We start from the raw sequence: 15,277 nt of genomic DNA on the forward strand, positions 1-15,277 counted from the left end.
CAGACTTTCACTGACCGAACCAGGAACCTGTCGCGCCGATGCCCGATTCCCTGCCAACGGATTCTGTCGGGATAGTCACCCCGCAGACGCTACATTTTGACGCGCCCATTACCCTGGCGTGTGGGCAAACGCTGGAAAGCTACGATCTGGTGATCGAAACCTACGGCACACTGAACGCCGATGCCAGCAACGCCGTGCTCATCTGCCACGCCCTCAGCGGCCATCACCACGCCGCCGGCTACCACACCATGGATGAACGCAAACCCGGCTGGTGGGACAGCTGCATTGGTCCGGGCAAGCCGATCGACACCAACCGGTTTTTTGTTGTCAGCCTCAACAATCTGGGGGGCTGCCACGGCAGCACCGGCCCCAGCAGCGTGAATCCGGCCACCGGCCAGCTTTACGGCCCGGACTTCCCGGTGATCACCGTCAGCGACTGGGTACAGAGCCAGGCGCTGCTGGCGGACCGGCTCGGCATCGCCTGCTGGGCGGCGGTGGTGGGCGGCTCCCTGGGCGGCATGCAGGCGCTGCAATGGAGCCTCGATTACCCGGAGCGACTCAAGCACGCGGTGGTGATCGCCTCCACGCCGCGGCTGACTGCCCAGAACATTGCCTTCAACGAAGTGGCGCGCCAGGCCATCACCTCGGACCGTGAGTTCCACGAGGGCCGCTACAGTGATTTCAACGCGGTGCCGCGACGCGGCCTGATGCTGGCACGGATGGTCGGCCACATCACTTACCTGTCCGACGCCTCCATGGGTGAGAAATTCGGCCGGGAACTGCGGGATCAGGCGTACAAGTTTGGTTACGACGCCGAATTCCAGGTGGAAAGTTACCTGCGCTATCAGGGCGAACGCTTCTCCGAAGTGTTCGATGCCAACACCTATCTGCTGATGACCCGGGCCCTGGATTATTTCGACCCGGCCTACGATTTCGGCGGCGATCTGTCCAAAGCGCTTGCCGGTGCCAGCTGTGAGTTTCTGGTGCTGTCTTTCAGCACCGACTGGCGCTTTACCCCGGCCCGCTCGGAAGAAATGGTCAACGCCATGATTGCCGCCCGCAAACGGGTCAGTTACGCGGAAATCGATGCGCCCTGGGGCCACGACGCCTTCCTGATACCGACGCCGAGGTACACCGATATATTCACCGCTTACATGGACCGCGTGGCCAGGGAGGTGGGCGCATGAGACCGGATCTGGAGATCATCCAGCAGTGGGTGCAGCCTGGCCACCGGGTGCTTGACCTGGGCTGCGGCGACGGCACCCTGCTGGATTTCCTGCAGCGCGAACGCGGTGCGAGCGGTTTTGGCCTGGAGATCAATCCTGACCACATCACCACCTGCATGGGTCGCGGGGTGGCGGTGATCGAGCAGAACCTCGACACCCAGGGCCTCGGCAATTTCGAGGATCAGACCTTCGACACCGTACTGATGACCCAGGCCCTGCAGGCCGTGCGTCGCCCCGACATGGTGCTGGATGAGATGCTGCGGGTGGGCCGCGAAGGCATAGTGACCTTCCCCAATTTCGCCCACTGGCGATTGCGCTGGGGGCTGACCCTGAAAGGACGGATGCCCGAATCCGACGCCCTGCCGTATAAATGGTATAACACCCCCAACATCCGCCTGTGCACCTTCAAGGATTTCGAAGCCCTGTGCCGGCAGAAGCGTATCCGCATCAAGAGCCGGCGGGTGGTTGACGGGCAACACCAGAACAGCTGGCTTGCCCGCCTGTGGCCCAACATGTTGGGTGAGATTGCCATTTACCGCATCACACGGGAGAACCCCAAATGAACACCGTCAAACACTGGCTCAGTGCCGCCCTGCTCTGCCTGATGTCCCTCGGTGCCCACGCCGGCTCCAAGAATTTTGGTGAATTTCAGGTTCACTACAGTGTCTTCCCCAGCACCTTTCTCAGCGCCGAAGTGGCGCAGGCCAATAACCTTAACCGCAGCAAGGGCATCGGCATCGTCAACATCGCGATCATGCGTGAGGGCGAAAACGGCGGCCTGCAACCGGTGTCCGGGCAGGTGGAGGGCAAGGTCCTGAACGACATTCAGCAGGCCCGGTTCCTCGGCTTTCGCCGTATCCAGGAGGGCGAGGCCGTTTACTTCATCGCGGAATACCAGTACCGCTCGGCAGAGCTGATGACCTTTCAGATCACCGCAAGACCAACCGGCAGTGGCGAAGACCTGCCGATCCGTTTCGCCCACACGCTGTTCAACGACTGATGACTGACATTAACCGCACGCTGGTAATCGCCAGCAACAACAAAGGTAAAATTGCCGAGCTCACCGACCTGCTCGGGCCACTGGGGCTGCAGCCGGTGGCCCAGGGTGAACTGGGCGTCAGCGAAGCCGAAGAGCCCGCCGTGACGTTCGTGGAAAACGCCATCCTGAAAGCCCGCCATGCCGCCCGGGAAACCGGACTTCCGGCGCTGGCCGATGATTCCGGACTGGCGGTGGACGCCCTCGGTGGCGCGCCCGGCGTACGTTCAGCGCGCTACGCCGGCGAGCAGGCGAGCGACAGCGATAACGTGCAGGCGCTGCTTGAGGCCCTGGCCGACGTACCGGACGACAAGCGCAGCGCCCAGTTTCACTGCGTGCTGGTGTACCTGCGCCACGCCGATGACCCCACACCGGTTATCTGCCACGGTTGCTGGCCCGGCAGCATTCTGAGAACGGTGCAGGGAGACGGCGGTTTCGGCTACGACCCGGTATTTCTTGTGCCGGAAACCGGCGGCAGCGCGGCAGAACTGACTCGCCAGGAGAAAGGCCGGATCAGCCATCGCGGCCGGGCGCTGGCCCAGCTTCTGACCCAGCTGCGCTCCGGAGCCAGTACCCCGTGAGTGACACCCCGGGCGGACCAGCGGCACAGCTACCACCACTGAGCCTCTACCTGCACATGCCCTGGTGTGTCCGCAAGTGCCCCTATTGCGACTTCAATTCCCACGCCCTGAGTGGCGAAATACCGGAGAACGAGTACCTCCGTGCACTGCTGGAGGATCTCGATCAGGATCTGCCGCTGGTTCAGCTTCGGAGTATTCAGACGGTATTCATCGGGGGCGGCACGCCCTCCCTGATGTCGGCGGAGTTTTACCAGAGGCTGTTTCAGGACTTGCGGCAACGCCTGGACTTTGCCACCGATGCGGAAATCACCCTTGAGGCCAATCCCGGCACGCTTGAGCAGGGTCGGTTCGAAGGCTTCCGCGGCGCCGGGATCAACCGCCTGTCATTGGGTATACAGAGTTTCAACGCCGATCATCTGCAGGTACTGGGGAGGATTCACGATGACCAGGCGGCCCGCCGGGCCATTGACGCGGCCAAGCGCGCCGGCTTTGACAACTTCAACCTGGATCTGATGCATGGCCTGCCCGGGCAGACCCCGGAACATGCGCTGGCCGACCTGAGGGAAGCGCTGTCATGGCAGCCGCCCCACCTGTCCTGGTACCAGCTCACCCTGGAGCCCAACACCGAGTTCTACAGCCGCCCGCCGGCACTGCCCGACGATGACCGCCTGTGGCAAATCTACCGGCAGGGCGGCGACTACCTCCGCAACCATGGCTACCACGATTACGAAGTGTCCGCCTGGTCTAAGCCCGGCATGGCCTCACGCCACAACCTGAACTACTGGACCTTCGGCGACTACCTGGCACTGGGGGCCGGCGCGCACGGCAAGATTACCCGGCCGGGGTCGGTGGTTCGCTACTGGAAAACCCGCCAACCGGCGGCCTATCTTAACCGTATTGGCAGCCGCACCGCCGGATCCGAGGCCATCGCACCGGAGGATCTGCCGCTGGAATTTCTGATGAATGCGCTGCGGCTCAACGATGGGGTCAGCGAGTCCCTGTTCACCGAAAGAACCGGTTTACCCCTGGCGACAGTTGCGGTAAAACTTGAACAACTACGGAAGGAAAAGCTGTTGGTCCCGGACCGTATCCAGGCCACAGATCTGGGCCAGAGATACCTCAACAGCCTGCTGGAGCGTTTTCTGTAATGGACATTGCAACGACTATCCGGTCCCTGCCCCGCAAACTGAAACTGGGCATGATCCTCACCGGACTGATGCTGGTGATCCTGTTGATCATCAATCAGCCGCTGCAAACCGGTTCCGCCCCCCAGGGCATTGTCAGCTACCAGCTGGCGGCCACCGCTGATCACTCGATGGCGATCCTCAGAAGCTGGCGCGGCGACGCCATGGTCTGGGCTCACCTGTCGTTGTGGCTGGATTTCCTGTTCGTCCCGGTTTACGTGCTCACCCTGATCATGGTGACCAACCAGCTGATGCGGGATCGGCCCGGGGTGCGCGAGCGCAATGTGGCTCGCTGGGTCAGGGCGCTGTTCGTGGCCGCCGGGATCAGCGATATCGTTGAGAACATCCTGCTGCTCAGCAACCTCAATCCACCGACAGACAGCCTCAGCCTGTCGGCGACCATCTGCGCGCTGATCAAGTTTACCGGGTTGATGCTCGGGCTGGCGGGGCTGGTGATCATTCGCGCCGCCCGGCGTCACCCGCTCGCACACGGGTGACGCCCGGCCGGCAGGGTTCGACTAGTTGGTGCGGTGAAACAGCAGGTCCCAGACACCGTGGCCCAATCGCTCCCCGCGCTTCTCGAACTTGGTGATGGGGCGGTCATCCGGGCGCGGCGAAAACTGGCCTGGTTCAGCGGCGTTGGCGAAGCCTTCCGCCTCACCCATTACCTCCATCATGTGCTCGGCGTAGTTCTCCCAGTCGGTGGCCAGGTGCAGCACTCCGCCCACGCGCAGTTTGTGGCGAATGCGCTGCACAAAATCATGCTGAACCAGCCGGCGCTTGTGATGGCGCTTCTTGTGCCAGGGGTCCGGGAAGAACACCATTACCCGGTCCAGACAGGCGTCCGGCAGGCAGAGGTCAATCACGTCATTGGCATCGATGGCGTATACCCGGACGTTCTCCAGCTTCCGGTCCTCCACTTCCTTCAGTAACGCGCCGACACCAGGTAGATGAACCTCCACCCCGATGAAATCCTGCTCCGGCGCCGCCTCCGCCATGTCGGCGAGGGATTTCCCCATGCCAAAGCCGATTTCCAGGTTGAGCATGGCGTCGCGGCCGAACACTTCCCGCGGATCGATCATGCCGTGCTCACGGGTGAGCCCGTATACCGGCCAGCTGCGCTCATAGGCTTTTTTCTGACCTTCGGTCATGCGGCCCTGGCGCAGCACGAAACTGCGGATGCCACGGCGAGTGGTGACAGGCGAGTCCTGGGTCAGATCTTTTTCATCGGTCATCGGTCTTCCTCAACCGCAGGCAGCGGATAGTGATTCTGAATACAGTGGCCGACAGTTTACCAGAGAGCGTGGTCTCAGGTTGATACCAGCGAGTTACGGGACTGCTGGCGGTCCAGCTTGCGATAACCCAGGGCCTCCACCAGGTGACCACAGGCAATGCGCTCGTGGCCTTCAAGATCCGCCAGGGTTCTCGCCACCCGCAGCACCCGATGCAGTGCCCGTGCTGACAGCCCGAGCTTCTCCAGCGCCCCCGACAGCAGCGCCTCGCCCTGAGAATCCAGCCGGCAATGATGGTGCAGATCCGCACCACCCAGCGCCGCGTTGATGTTACCCCGGTGCAACTGACGCTCCCGCGCCATTGCGACACGGTCACGAACCACAGCGCTCGGTTCGCCGTCGCCGCCGGATTGCATCAGGACGTCCGGGCCCTGCACCGGCACCTCAACGTGCAGATCAAACCGGTCCAGCAGGGGCCCCGAGACCTTGCCGCGGTATCGCATCACCTGCTGGGGCGTGCACTGGCATTCAATCGTCGGGTGGCCGTTATAGCCGCATGGGCAGGGATTCATCGCACCCACCACCTGAAAGCGGGCCGGGAAGGTCACCTGGCGTGCCGCCCGGCTGATGGCTATTTCGCCACTCTCCATCGGCTCCCGCAGCACTTCAAGCACCCGACGCTCGAACTCCGGCAACTCGTCGAGGAACAATACGCCCCGGTGGGCAAGAGAGATTTCCCCCGGCCTCGGGCTGCTGCCGCCACCCACCATGGCGACGGCCGAGGCCGAGTGATGGGGCGAGCGAAACGGCGGTCGGCGCCAACCGCCCCGGCGCTCCGCCAGCCCGGCGACCGAGTGCACACTGGCCACCTCGAGGGCCGACTCGGTGGTCAGCGGCGGCAGAATGCCCGGCAAACGACTCGCCAGCATGCTTTTGCCGGTGCCCGGTGGGCCGAAAAACAGCAGGTTGTGGGCGCCGGCAGCGGCCACTTCAAGTGCCCTGCGCGGCACCCGCTGGCCTTTCACATCGGCCAGATCCGCCCCGGCCTGGTTGTCATCGTCCAGCTCCGACGCAGGCACCGGCACCAATGTGGCGCGACCGCACAGGTGCTCGCACACCGTCAGTATATGGGCGGCTGACAGCACATCGTTGCGGCTCGCCAGTGCCGCTTCCGCCGCATTGGCCTGGGGCACCAGCAGTCGCCTGCCGTCGGCGCGGGCGGCCAGCACGGCGGGCAACACGCCCTTGAGCGGCCTGAGCGCACCGTCCAGTGACAGCTCACCGAGAAACTCGCAATCCGCCAGACTGTCCGCCGGGATCTGCCCAGACGCCGCCAGAATCCCCAGGGCAATGGGAAGATCGAAGCGCCCGCCCTCTTTAGGCAGGTCAGCGGGGGCAAGGTTGATGGTGATACGACGGGCGGGGAATTCGAAACCGGCATTGAGCAAAGCGCTGCGCACCCGCTCCTTGCTTTCGCGGACGCCGGTTTCCGGCAGGCCGACGATGGATAACGCGGGCAATCCGCCCGACAGGTGCACCTCAACCGTGACCGGCGGTGCAGACACGCCAATGCTGGCGCGGGAATGAACTATGGCTAACATAACGACCTTCCGTGGTCAGATTCCTGAGATGTCCGGGCCGGATCAGTTGCTCGGCAAACGGCTCTCCAGCTCGGCCACGCGCTTCTCCAGCGCCTCGACCTTTTCGCGGGTTTTCAGCAACACCGCCTGCTGGGCGTCGAACTCTTCCCGGGTTACCAGTTCCAGGCGCGCCAGCACGGACATGACGGTGGCCCTTGCCTGGGTTTCGAAGTCTTCTCTGGCCGCGCGGGCCATGTCGGGTACAAACTGGCCAAACTGCCCCTGCAGCTGGGTCAGAAAATCCTGCGGTCCTTTCACGCCATCACCTCTCTGGCATCGACAAATCCCAATCACAACCGGCCTTTCGCCGCCCGTGACAGACCCGCGGGAGTGTAACACATCGCAGGCCCTGCCATACTGTAGCCCGTCCGCAGTATAATGGCGGCGCTGAACGGTTGAGGCGGTGCGCCAATTTGGCTCGCCGCCCACCCGTCTGCTCTTTTTTGGTGCAGCATAATGTTCCAAACTGGAGCGGCAGTTTATCAACCTGCTGTATTTAAAGATATTTTTTGCGTTGGCACACCCGATGCTATAAGCCTTGTACGCAATCCGCACATTGGTGTGCGAGGTGGCAGCATCCCGACCTCAACACAAACGGCCAGGGGGCCCTCACTGTTGGGACGGCTTTACCAAGGAGAAAGCAATGAAACTTGTGACAGCGATCATCAAGCCTTTCAAATTGGATGATGTCCGTGAGGCACTATCCGAGATTGGCGTGCAAGGCGTAACCGTTACCGAAGTGAAAGGCTTCGGACGGCAAAAGGGCCACACAGAGCTCTACCGTGGCGCGGAATACGTGGTGGACTTCCTGCCCAAGGTCAAGGTGGAAGTGGCCATTGGCGACAACCTGCTGGACCAGGTTATCGAGTCCATCACCAAGGCGGCCAACACCGGCAAGATCGGTGACGGCAAGATCTTCGTGACCGAACTGGAACAGGCGATTCGTATCCGGACCGGCGAAACCGGCGAGGAAGCGGTCTGATCACAGTCTGACTTACCGATAGCCAACGCAAAAAACTTATAACCTGAAAAGCCTCGTGCGGAGGGCTTCAAATGGAAAGCAATATCTTTCACCTGCAGTACGCTATAGATACCTTTTATTTTCTGGTGTGTGGCGCATTAGTGATGTGGATGGCAGCTGGCTTTGCCATGCTGGAATCCGGTCTGGTTCGCGCCAAGAACACCACGGAAATTCTCACCAAGAACGTGGCACTGTTCGCGGTGTCCTGCACCATGTACCTGATCTGCGGTTACGCCATCATGTACGGTGGCAACATCTTCCTCTCCGGCATGGGCGACGTTGACGTCGGTGGCGTGATGGGCGAATTCGCCAGCCGTGAAGGCGGCTTCGAGGGTGGTTCCATCTACTCCGGTGCGTCTGACTTCTTCTTCCAGGTGGTGTTTGTCGCTACCGCCATGTCCATCGTTTCCGGTGCCGTTGCCGAGCGTATGAAACTGTGGGCCTTCCTGGTCTTTGCAGTCGTGATGACCGGCTTCATCTACCCGATGGAAGGCGCCTGGACCTGGGGCGGTGCCTCTGTGTTCGGCATGTACACCCTTGGTGACCTCGGTTTCAGTGACTTTGCCGGTTCCGGTATCGTTCACATGGCCGGTGCTGCTGCGGCTCTGGCCGGTGTCCTGCTGCTGGGCGCCCGTAAGGGCAAGTACGGCCCGAATGGCGAGATCCGCGCCTTCCCGGGTGCCAACCTCCCGCTGGCAACACTGGGTACCTTCATCCTGTGGATGGGCTGGTTTGGCTTCAACGGCGGCTCTGTCCTGAAGCTGGGCGACGTATCCAGCGCCCACGCAGTGGCCATGGTGTTCCTGAATACCAACGCGGCGGCCGCCGGCGGCGCCATCGCGGCCCTGATCACCGCACGACTGATGTTCGGTAAAGCCGATCTGACCATGCTGCTGAACGGTGCACTGGCCGGTCTGGTCACCATCACCGCCGAGCCTTCCACCCCGACAGCCCTGACTGCGACCCTGTTCGGCGCACTGGGCGGTGTCCTGGTGGTACTGAGCATCGTCACCATGGACAAGCTGCGCATCGACGATCCGGTCGGCGCCATCTCGGTCCACGGCGTGTGCGGTCTGCTTGGCCTGCTGCTGGTACCGATCACCAACGGTGATTCTACCTTCACCGGCCAGATTGTGGGCGCCATCACGATCTTTGTGTGGGTCTTCGTTGCCAGCCTGATTGTCTGGGGCATTCTCAAGGCAGTCGTCGGCATCCGCGTGACCGAAGAAGAAGAGTACGAAGGTGTGGATCTGTCCGAGTGTGGTATGGAAGCCTACCCGGAGTTTGTCAGCAGCAAGTAACCGTTGCTGAACTGGAAATGCAAAAGGGGCGCTCCACGGAGCGCCCCTTTTGTTTGGCAACCAGGCAGAACCTAGATTGCATTGCGAAAGCCATCGTCTTCCGAGTGGCGCAAATAGAGCAGCAGCTCCATCTGTGCCTCATTCACCGTATCAAACGGGCCTTCAAACGAGCCCTCGCGGGTCTGAAAGAACCATTGCCCATTGATCGTGGTAAATCGATCACTGCGAAACCAGTGTCGCTCCTGCTCACCTCTTCGAACATCCATATCAATCTCTCCGGCTACAACTGAACGGCTACCGATCAATAATTGATCACCCTTCAGTCTAGCCAAAGATCCCGGAAATGCGACAACCCTCAGGCTTCGCCCGGAATAACCCGATCTTCCAGCGCATCCACCATGAACTGCGGCATGGCCAGCGCCCCGTGATGGGTTCCGGCATTGTAATAACGGGTGACGAACGGCCGCTGTTCCGCGTCCTCCTCTCGGAAGTACTGCACCGGCTTGCCTTTCCCTGCCATGGTGCAACTCCACCAACCGGTGGGATAGACCGGCTGCGGGAACGGCAGCGTGCGGATGTGGTCAAACCCCGCCTGTTGCATATCCTTGTGCATGGTCCTGATGATGGTGTCGGTGTGCAGCAGCGGCGATTCACTCTGCTGGACCAGGATGCCGCCCTCCCGCAGCGCCAGCATGGCGTCGCGGTAAAAATCCAGGGCGAACAGGCCTTCCGCGGCACCCACCGGGTCGGTGCTGTCGATGATGATGACATCGATGCTGTTAGGTTCCACATCCCGCATCCACTGAATGCCGTCGCCGAAGAAGAAGTTGGCGCGCGGGTCGTCGTTGGCCTCGCACAGCTCCGGAAAGTATTTTTCGGACAGGCGGGTCACCCGCTCGTCGATCTCCACCTGCCAGGCTTCCTCGACACCGGGATGCTTGAGAACCTCCCGCAGCGTGCCACAGTCGCCACCGCCGACGATCACCACTTTTTTCGGGTCGCGGTGAGTGAACAGCGCCGGGTGGGTCATCATCTCGTGGTAGAGGAAGTTGTCCCGGGTGGTGAGCATCACGCAGCCGTCCAGCACCATGAGATTCCCGAAGGTTTCGGTTTCGTAGATTTCCAGCTTCTGGAACTCGCTCTGTTCCTCATGCAGCTTCTTTTTCACCTGCAGGGAAAACGCCGTTCCCTGATCCTGGAATACCTCGGTAAACCAGCCTTCGTTCAATGCCGTCATTGCGTGCCTCCCATATCCTTTGCAGCCGGCGCTCAGCGCGCCTCATCGGTTTTGCCGGTATTGTAGGGGTGCTTGGCCCTCAGCTAAAGCACTATAGCGCATGGGGAACGGCGAATTTTACTCAGGCGGTTCTTTTAGCTGGCGCGAGTAATCCATACAATGGCGCCCATACGCCGGCGATCGCCCGGCACGGATTCAGCACAGGACTCGCACCATGACTCACGCCACCGGAAGCGCCGCCCACAAGGTGTACAACATTGCTCACTGGAGCGATGGCTATATCGATGTGAACGACAGCGGCGAAGTGCTGATCCAGCCGCAGCGGGGCCACGGGGAGGACGGGGGCAGCATTAACCTGCCGGAACTGACCCGCACCCTGACCGCCCGTGGCATCCAGTTGCCGGTTCTGATCCGTTTCACCGACATCCTTCACGACCGCGTCAACAAGCTCTGCGGCGCCTTCAACCGCGTGGCTGACGAGCACGGCTATAAGGGGCGTTACACCGCAGTTTATCCGATCAAGGTGAACCAGCAACGGCGGGTAGTGGAAGAGTTGCTACGGGCGGAGCCGGCGGCCAGCAACCACCAGATCGGCCTGGAGGCGGGCAGCAAGCCCGAGCTGATGGCGGTACTGGCAATGTCCCACCAGGCCGGCTCGGTCATCGTCTGTAACGGTTACAAGGACCGCGAATACATCCGCCTGGCGCTGATCGGCCAGAAACTGGGGCACCGGGTGTTCATCGTGGTGGAGAAGCAGTCCGAGCTGCCACTGATCCTGGAGGAGGCCCGCCGCCTGGGCATCCGCCCGCTGATCGGTGTGCGGGCCCGGCTGGCGACCATCGGCAAGGGCAACTGGCAGAACACCGGCGGCGAAAAATCCAAGTTCGGCCTGTCAGCCAGCCAGGTGCTGGATGTGGTCAGCACCCTGCGCGAAGCCAAGGCGCTGGACGCCCTTCAGCTGCTGCATTTCCACCTGGGCTCCCAGATTGCCAACATCCGCGACATCCAGACCGGGCTGCGCGAATGCGCGCGCTTCTACAGCGAGTTGCGCCAGCTCGGCGCGCCGGTGGGCACGGTGGATATCGGCGGAGGCCTGGGCGTGGATTACGAGGGCACCCGCTCCCGCAGCAGTTGCTCAATGAATTACAGCGTGCACGAATACGCCTACAACGTCATTCACGTGCTGCAAGCCGAGTGCGACCGCGCCGGCATTCCCCATCCCGACCTGATCAGCGAATCCGGCCGTGCGCTGACGGCGCACCATTCGGTACTGGTGACCAACGTGATTGACCGCGAGGCGCCCGACCACCGCGAACCCACACCGCCCGCGGCAGAAGCCAGCGCACCGCTGCTGGATCTGTGGCGGGACCTGCAGAGCCTGAAGGACGAGCAGTCGCCCCGGTCCCTGGCGGAGATCTACCATGACGTTCTGCATGCCATGGCAGACGTTCATGCTCAGTTCGCCCACGGCCTGCTGTCACTGACCGAGCGCGCCAACGCCGAGACCCTGTACACCAGCTGCTGCCGCTTGCTGCGGTCACGGCTGGACAGCGGCAACCGCGCCCATCGCGAGATCATCGACGAGCTCAACGAAAAACTGGCGGAGAAACTGTTCGTCAACTTTTCCCTGTTCCAGTCACTGCCGGATGTCTGGGGTATCGACCAGATCTTCCCGGTCATGCCGATCAATGGCCTTGACCGCCCGCTGCGCCGCCGTGCGGTCATCCAGGACATCACCTGCGATTCCGATGGCCGCATCGACCGGTACGTCGACGGCCAGGGCGTGGAAACCACGCTACCCCTGCCGGAGGAGAAAGACGGCGATCCACTGCTGATGGGTTTTTTCATGACGGGTGCCTACCAGGAAATTCTCGGCGACATGCACAACCTGTTCGGCGACACCCATTCGGTGGATGTCCACCGCACTGAGGGCGGGCACTACACGGTCAGCGACGCCATCCACGGTGACACGGTGGCGAAGGTACTGCGCTACGTGAATTTTGAGCCAGCGGCACTGCTGCAATCCTACCAGCGGCAGTTCGAAGCCAGTGACCTTGCCATCGAGGAACAGGCACAACTGCTGGGTGAGCTGAGAAACGGGCTTGAAGGTTACACCTACCTGGAGGAATAGCGCCGGCCGTTAGCGCTCACGCAGGTACCGTGCCCGCCATGCCGTTGGCGACACCCCCTCCCATTTGCGAAACGCACGACCGAAGTTGGAGGGATCGCTGTAGCCGAGGCCATCGGCAATGTCATCAATACTGAGCTGGCCGCGGCGCAGCAGCTCCAGCGCGCGTCGGTGACGAATGGTCTCGACAAGCGCCTGATAGCGCACCCCCTCACGGCTGAGCTGGCGCCTCAGGGTTCGTGAGGACACCTGCATCTGCCGGGCGACCGACTCCAGATCCGGCAAGCGCCCGCCCTTGACCGCTTCCAGCAACCTCAGCACCCGTGACGACACCGACGTGGCCGCCTCCAGCGAACGCATCTCCTCCTCGCACTGGGCCTCTGCCACGCGGCGGGTAACCGGGTTCGACAGCGAAATCGGCAGGTCCAGGAACTGCTTGTGGAACCGCAGCTGGTTGGCACCGGCGGAGAAACTGACCCGGTCGCCGAACAGCGCCCGATAGAGCGCGCCGTGCGCCGGCTCCGGATAATCCAGCCGGCACACACCGCTGTCGAGCAAGCGGGACCCGAAGAGCAACTGATTGACGTCCATCAGTGAGGCCATGACCACCTCCACATTGAAGCGGTACAGATCCTCGAATTCGTGGGACAGACGGAGCTGGACGACCGCATCGTCACCCTCGGTGAAGAATTCCAGCTCCATGTAGACAAAGCGGATGCGGAAATACTTGATCAGCACCGTTAACGCCTGCTCCAGCGTGTCGCAACTGATCGCCGCCTGGGAGAGCGAGCCATGGGTGGTGAATTTCAGTCGTCGCCCGTACTCCAGGCCCAGGCCAGGATGCGTCGTGCGCGCCAGCGCCTCGCGGCACAGCGCGGTGAACTGTTCAACCGTAATCAGGTTCTCCGGGTGGCTCAGCATGGACACACGAATGCCCGCCGCCGCCAGCAGCTCCGTGCGTGTGACGCCCTGCTCCGTCGCCAGCTGGCAGAGAATGTCCGCGTAATGGGCACGAATGACAGGCAATGGCCCAGCAGCTCCGGGATCGCTCATGGCAGGCTTGGTCTCTGATTATTATTTAAGCATGAGACTAGCCCTGCTCTGCCCGCGGCGCAATCACTCTGACGACGGTCAGATGCCGGCATCTGTGCAATGTATCGCCGTAACAGCTTTTTACATTTGCCGCTGATCCGTCCTTATCCACGCCCCGTAAATATGTTCACTGACAAACCCGCGACGAGTGCATAGAATGATGATCAGAACAAGCTCAAGTCATGCAACAGTCAAGGAGCGTCCGGTGACCACACTGGATCAGAAACCAGCACGCGCCGAGGGCCGCAAAGACCCCTGGAGTCAACTGCTGGAGAAAGTGGGCAAGCACCAGGACCGCCAAGCGTATCATGCGCTGTTCGAGCATTTTGGGCCACAGATCAAGTACTACGCCATGGCGAACGGCCTGGCCAGTCACGCTGAGGAACTGGTTCAGGAAGTATTCGTCTCGATCTGGCGACGGTCGTGCCTTTACGACTGGCGCAAGGCAGCGGCGTCGACGTGGATCTTCACCATCGCCCGGAACCAGCGCATCGATATGCTCCGCAAGATGCGGCGCACCAGCGCGGAGATGCAGGTGGAAACCGAGGATCTCTGGCAGATTCCCGGAGAGAACGAAGACGAGCCGGTAACCTCTCTGCACCGACTGATGTCGGAGCGTCGCGTGCGCGAATCGCTGAGCCACTTACCGGAAGAACAGATTACCGTTATTGCCAAGGTGTACATGGAGAACAAGTCCCACCAGATGGTGGCGAACGAACTGGACATTCCCCTTGGCACCGTGAAAAGCCGGGTTCGCCTGGCACTGAACAAACTGAAAGTGATTTTGCAGGACCAGAACGTATGACACGGCATCATCCCGACAGCCTGACGCTTATGGAATACAGCGCCGGCAACCTGACCGAGCCACATGCCCTGTGCATCCGGCTTCACCTGGATCAGTGTCCGCACTGCCGTAGCCGCGTCGACACGCTGGACAGTCTGGGCGCGGTGATGATGGAGCAGCAGCCCAAGGCCGATGTCAGCGAAAGCATGTTTGACAGCATTCTGGCGCGCATCGACAGCGACACCGCCAGCGGCGAAGTGATTGCCGAGGTCAGATCCCGCATGAGCCCGCTACAGAAGCTGCTGGGCGAGGATCTCAACAGCCTGCCGTGGAAGCGGCAACTGGGGGACGTCAGCGTACTGGACATCTCCGAACGGTTCCCCGGCCAGAGCGAACAGGTGGTGCTGCAGAAACTGGCTGCGGGCGGCAAGGCCCCGGCTCATACCCACCGCGGCGAGGAAACCACCATTGTGCTGCAGGGGGCGTTCGCCGACCAGAAAGGGGTGTTCAATCAGTGGGATTTCGTGGTCCTCAATGAACAGGACGAACACAAGCCCGTTGCCGTGGGTTGCGAAGACTGCATCACCCTGTCGGTGCTCAGTGCCCCGGTAAAACTCACCGGAACGTTCACCCGCATGCTGAATCCCTTCATTCGCTGACACATATTGATTAAAAAGGGGGCCCAACCGAGGCTGTGTGAAAACAGCCTCCCAAACTGGCAAAATAACCGCGACATGGCTCGCGGTTATTTTTTTATGAGACATCTGGAAGGTACCCCTCGCAGTCAGACGCTGCTGCTCCCGCCCAGCGTTGAA

At 61.6% G+C, this 15,277-nt stretch carries 17 protein-coding genes; 11 read left to right on the forward strand and 6 right to left on the reverse strand.

Features of this window, described 5'->3' with window-relative positions; genetic code table 11:
* The first annotated feature begins 38 nt into the window (after positions 1–38).
* The 6 genes from metX to DYI22_RS16325 are packed head-to-tail and all read left to right on the forward strand — an operon-like array spanning position 39 to position 4,524.
* The gene (gene metX, locus DYI22_RS16300) at positions 39–1,187 is read left to right on the forward strand and encodes a homoserine O-succinyltransferase MetX (RefSeq protein ID WP_213479116.1); all 1,149 of its coding nucleotides are present in this window, start codon (positions 39–41) and stop codon (positions 1,185–1,187) included.
* The gene (gene metW, locus DYI22_RS16305) at positions 1,184–1,789 is read left to right on the forward strand and encodes a methionine biosynthesis protein MetW (protein ID WP_213479117.1); all 606 of its coding nucleotides are present in this window, start codon (positions 1,184–1,186) and stop codon (positions 1,787–1,789) included. Before metX ends, metW begins: the two co-directional genes overlap by 4 nt.
* Positions 1,786–2,226 (forward strand): DUF4426 domain-containing protein, encoded by a 441-nt coding sequence (locus DYI22_RS16310; RefSeq protein ID WP_213479118.1) that lies wholly within the window; start codon positions 1,786–1,788, stop codon positions 2,224–2,226. Before metW ends, DYI22_RS16310 begins: the two co-directional genes overlap by 4 nt.
* On the forward strand, positions 2,226–2,843 hold the full coding sequence (gene rdgB / locus DYI22_RS16315; RefSeq protein ID WP_228301093.1) for an RdgB/HAM1 family non-canonical purine NTP pyrophosphatase: 618 nt from the start codon (positions 2,226–2,228) through the stop codon (positions 2,841–2,843). The genes DYI22_RS16310 and rdgB overlap by 1 nt, the downstream gene beginning before the upstream one ends.
* Complete coding sequence (gene hemW / locus DYI22_RS16320) at positions 2,840–3,991, forward strand: radical SAM family heme chaperone HemW (RefSeq protein ID WP_323132932.1); 1,152 nt, start codon at positions 2,840–2,842, stop codon at positions 3,989–3,991. The genes rdgB and hemW overlap by 4 nt, the downstream gene beginning before the upstream one ends.
* Positions 3,991–4,524 (forward strand): hypothetical protein, encoded by a 534-nt coding sequence (locus tag DYI22_RS16325; protein ID WP_213479119.1) that lies wholly within the window; start codon positions 3,991–3,993, stop codon positions 4,522–4,524. Before hemW ends, DYI22_RS16325 begins: the two co-directional genes overlap by 1 nt.
* Positions 4,525–4,545: 21 nt before the next feature.
* Here DYI22_RS16325 and trmB read toward each other — a convergent pair whose 3' ends face one another.
* From trmB to DYI22_RS16340, 3 genes are all read right to left on the reverse strand, one after another.
* Positions 4,546–5,262 carry a tRNA (guanosine(46)-N7)-methyltransferase TrmB gene (gene trmB / locus DYI22_RS16330; RefSeq protein ID WP_213479120.1) on the reverse strand — a complete coding sequence of 239 codons (717 nt, stop codon included), beginning with the start codon at positions 5,260–5,262 and terminating at the stop codon, positions 4,546–4,548.
* A gap of 74 nt (positions 5,263–5,336) precedes the next feature.
* A complete protein-coding gene (locus DYI22_RS16335; RefSeq protein WP_213479121.1) occupies positions 5,337–6,860 on the reverse strand; it encodes a YifB family Mg chelatase-like AAA ATPase in 1,524 nt (507 codons plus the stop codon).
* 42 nt (positions 6,861–6,902) lie between these two features.
* On the reverse strand, positions 6,903–7,157 hold the full coding sequence (locus tag DYI22_RS16340; protein WP_213479122.1) for an accessory factor UbiK family protein: 255 nt from the start codon (positions 7,155–7,157) through the stop codon (positions 6,903–6,905).
* A gap of 385 nt (positions 7,158–7,542) precedes the next feature.
* On the opposite strand from DYI22_RS16340, the gene glnK reads away from it, so the two are divergent.
* Together glnK and DYI22_RS16350 are read left to right on the forward strand one after the other, a co-directional pair.
* Positions 7,543–7,881: a P-II family nitrogen regulator gene (glnK, locus tag DYI22_RS16345; RefSeq protein ID WP_004578958.1), complete on the forward strand. Its 339-nt coding sequence runs from the start codon at positions 7,543–7,545 to the stop codon at positions 7,879–7,881.
* A gap of 71 nt (positions 7,882–7,952) precedes the next feature.
* Positions 7,953–9,221, forward strand: coding sequence for an ammonium transporter (locus DYI22_RS16350; RefSeq protein ID WP_213479123.1), 1,269 nt, complete (start codon positions 7,953–7,955; stop codon positions 9,219–9,221).
* Positions 9,222–9,292: 71 nt separating this feature from the next.
* On the opposite strand, the gene DYI22_RS16355 is transcribed toward DYI22_RS16350, so the two are convergent.
* Positions 9,293–9,487 (reverse strand): DUF6316 family protein, encoded by a 195-nt coding sequence (locus DYI22_RS16355; RefSeq protein ID WP_213479124.1) that lies wholly within the window; start codon positions 9,485–9,487, stop codon positions 9,293–9,295.
* 89 nt (positions 9,488–9,576) lie between these two features.
* Positions 9,577–10,458: a polyamine aminopropyltransferase gene (gene speE / locus DYI22_RS16360; protein WP_213479125.1), complete on the reverse strand. Its 882-nt coding sequence runs from the start codon at positions 10,456–10,458 to the stop codon at positions 9,577–9,579.
* A 214-nt stretch (positions 10,459–10,672) separates the two neighbouring features.
* On the opposite strand from speE, the gene speA reads away from it, so the two are divergent.
* Positions 10,673–12,589 (forward strand): biosynthetic arginine decarboxylase, encoded by a 1,917-nt coding sequence (gene speA, locus DYI22_RS16365; protein ID WP_213479126.1) that lies wholly within the window; start codon positions 10,673–10,675, stop codon positions 12,587–12,589.
* Between the two features lie 9 nt (positions 12,590–12,598).
* Here the strand turns inward: speA and DYI22_RS16370 are convergent, their stop codons facing one another.
* Positions 12,599–13,612 carry an AraC family transcriptional regulator gene (locus tag DYI22_RS16370; protein ID WP_228301094.1) on the reverse strand — a complete coding sequence of 338 codons (1,014 nt, stop codon included), beginning with the start codon at positions 13,610–13,612 and terminating at the stop codon, positions 12,599–12,601.
* A gap of 271 nt (positions 13,613–13,883) precedes the next feature.
* Here DYI22_RS16370 and DYI22_RS16375 point away from each other — a divergent pair, with 271 nt between their 5' ends.
* Complete coding sequence (locus DYI22_RS16375) at positions 13,884–14,483, forward strand: sigma-70 family RNA polymerase sigma factor (protein ID WP_213479128.1); 600 nt, start codon at positions 13,884–13,886, stop codon at positions 14,481–14,483.
* Entirely contained in the window at positions 14,480–15,121 is a 642-nt protein-coding gene (locus tag DYI22_RS16380; protein ID WP_213479129.1) for a ChrR family anti-sigma-E factor, read from the forward strand. The genes DYI22_RS16375 and DYI22_RS16380 overlap by 4 nt, the downstream gene beginning before the upstream one ends.
* The last annotated feature ends 156 nt before the right edge of the window (positions 15,122–15,277 follow it).

Origin of the sequence: Marinobacter lipolyticus (genome assembly GCF_018424605.1) — a bacterium.
Taxonomy (GTDB): Bacteria; Pseudomonadota; Gammaproteobacteria; order Pseudomonadales; family Oleiphilaceae; genus Marinobacter; species Marinobacter lipolyticus_B.

Excerpts from the sequence above, each read along its gene's own strand:
- metX (WP_213479116.1), top strand. The coding sequence starts at position 39 with ATGCCCGATTCCCTGCCAACGGATTCTGTCGGGATAGTCACCCCGCAG.
- DYI22_RS16350 (WP_213479123.1), top strand. The coding sequence starts at position 7,953 with ATGGAAAGCAATATCTTTCACCTGCAGTACGCTATAGATACCTTTTAT.
- metW (WP_213479117.1), top strand. The coding sequence starts at position 1,184 with ATGAGACCGGATCTGGAGATCATCCAGCAGTGGGTGCAGCCTGGCCAC.
- glnK (WP_004578958.1), top strand. The coding sequence starts at position 7,543 with ATGAAACTTGTGACAGCGATCATCAAGCCTTTCAAATTGGATGATGTC.
- trmB (WP_213479120.1), bottom strand. The coding sequence starts at position 5,262 with ATGACCGATGAAAAAGATCTGACCCAGGACTCGCCTGTCACCACTCGC.
- DYI22_RS16310 (WP_213479118.1), top strand. The coding sequence starts at position 1,786 with ATGAACACCGTCAAACACTGGCTCAGTGCCGCCCTGCTCTGCCTGATG.
- DYI22_RS16335 (WP_213479121.1), bottom strand. The coding sequence starts at position 6,860 with ATGTTAGCCATAGTTCATTCCCGCGCCAGCATTGGCGTGTCTGCACCG.
- rdgB (WP_228301093.1), top strand. The coding sequence starts at position 2,226 with ATGACTGACATTAACCGCACGCTGGTAATCGCCAGCAACAACAAAGGT.
- speA (WP_213479126.1), top strand. The coding sequence starts at position 10,673 with ATGACTCACGCCACCGGAAGCGCCGCCCACAAGGTGTACAACATTGCT.
- DYI22_RS16380 (WP_213479129.1), top strand. The coding sequence starts at position 14,480 with ATGACACGGCATCATCCCGACAGCCTGACGCTTATGGAATACAGCGCC.
- speE (WP_213479125.1), bottom strand. The coding sequence starts at position 10,458 with ATGACGGCATTGAACGAAGGCTGGTTTACCGAGGTATTCCAGGATCAG.
- DYI22_RS16325 (WP_213479119.1), top strand. The coding sequence starts at position 3,991 with ATGGACATTGCAACGACTATCCGGTCCCTGCCCCGCAAACTGAAACTG.
- DYI22_RS16355 (WP_213479124.1), bottom strand. The coding sequence starts at position 9,487 with ATGGATGTTCGAAGAGGTGAGCAGGAGCGACACTGGTTTCGCAGTGAT.